4 protein-coding genes are annotated in these 1442 nt (G+C 65.3%); all 4 read left to right on the top strand.

Going from position 1 to position 1442, the window contains the following annotated elements:
• Window positions 1–207 (top strand): transposase (locus DP939_RS45190; RefSeq protein ID WP_147268188.1); only part of this gene is annotated, 207 nt, incomplete at its 5' end.
• Window positions 208–237: 30 nt separating this feature from the next.
• Window positions 238–828 carry an IS30 family transposase gene (locus DP939_RS45195; protein ID WP_199565864.1) on the top strand — a complete coding sequence of 197 codons (591 nt, stop codon included), beginning with the start codon at window positions 238–240 and terminating at the stop codon, window positions 826–828.
• Window positions 829–879: 51 nt separating this feature from the next.
• Window positions 880–1239, top strand: coding sequence for an IS3 family transposase (locus DP939_RS45200; protein ID WP_113986979.1), 360 nt, complete (start codon window positions 880–882; stop codon window positions 1237–1239).
• Window positions 1240–1245: 6 nt separating this feature from the next.
• The coding region (locus tag DP939_RS45205; protein ID WP_147268273.1) for a transposase at window positions 1246–1442 on the top strand (197 nt) is incomplete at its 3' end.

Consider the following 1442-nt stretch of genomic DNA (forward strand, 5'->3'; position numbering starts at 1 on the left):
ACCATGGTGCAGGTCGAAGACCTGCCCCACCTGCACAGCTTTATCCGGGGCCTGACCCTCGACCTCGACGCTGTCTGTGCCGGAATCACCCTGCCCTACAGCAACGGGCCTGCCGAAGGCGTCGTCAACAAGATCAAAATGATCAAGCGGCTGATGTTCGGCCGCGCCGGATTCCTGCTCCTCCGCAAGATGATCTTGCACCGCTGATCAAAGCTACATTCCGTAACCACGAAAATCTTGGCAGAACCCACCGAACTGCGCACACGCCGCCCCATCCGCAAGAACAAGAAGAACACGGTCAAGGGCCAGTGGCGTTCCCAGATCACCGGGGCACGACCGATCGAGGAACGGCCCGAGGCGGCCAACGCCCGGACCGAACTCGGCCACCTCGAAGGCGATCTCATCGTCGGAGCCAAGAACAGCCAGGTCGCGACGCTGGTCGACCGCAAGTCCCGCTACCTGACCATGGTCGCGCTACCCAGCCGCCACACCACGACGGTCATCCCCGCCCTGCAGCAGGCGCTCTCACGGATGGATGCCCGCCTCCGTGGCACTTTGACCTGGGACCGCGGTATGGAACTGGCCGGTCACCGGCTGCTGACCGAAGCGAGTGGCGTCGATGTCTTCTTCGCGGCACCACGCAGCCCATGGCAGCGGGGCACCAACGAGAACACCAACAAACTGATCCGGCAGTACCTACCCAAAGGCACTGATCTGAGCCTGCACAGCCAAGCCGACCTCGACGCCCTGGCCGCCCGGCTGAACAACCGCCCCCGTAAGTGTCTCGGCTACCGGACCCCGGCCCAGTGTGTTGCCTTGACTCCTTGAATCTAAGTCGGCTTTCTTCGCGGCCGAGCTCGACCGGCCACACACGCACTCGTGAGCTTCATCGACCAGCACGCCGGCGTGTTCGGTGTCGAGCCGATCTGCCGTGTCCTGACCGAGCACGGCTGCCCTATCTCCACCAGCACCTACTACGCAGCCAAGAACCGACCACCCTCCCCCAGGGCGGTGCGCGACGCCGCCCTGGACGCCCACATCCAGCGCATCCACGCCGGCAACTACAGCGTCTACGGCGCCCGCAAGGTCTGGCAGCAACTGCTGCGGGAGGGGCATCGGGTGGCCCGCTGCACCGTCGAACGACGCATGCGCGCGCTCGGCCTGCAGGGCGCGCGCCGGGGCAAGAAGATTCGTGGATCACCCCGGGTTGGTTGGAGGCTCCTGAACCTGGAAGGGTGAGGAGCTATGGCACCACCGAGGAAGTACAGCTCCGAACTGCGTGAACGTGCGGTTCGGATGGTCTTTGAGCTTCGTGAGCAGACGGGCGAGCGGACAGGCGCGATCGCCCGGGTCGCAGACAAGCTCGGGGTGCATCGGGAGGCGTTGCGGACGTGGATCCGGCAGGCCGAGGTCGATGACGGGCAGCGTCCGGGCCGGACGAC

It is taken from the genome of Spongiactinospora rosea (assembly GCF_003315795.1).
Classification (GTDB): Bacteria; Actinomycetota; Actinomycetes; order Streptosporangiales; family Streptosporangiaceae; genus Spongiactinospora; species Spongiactinospora rosea.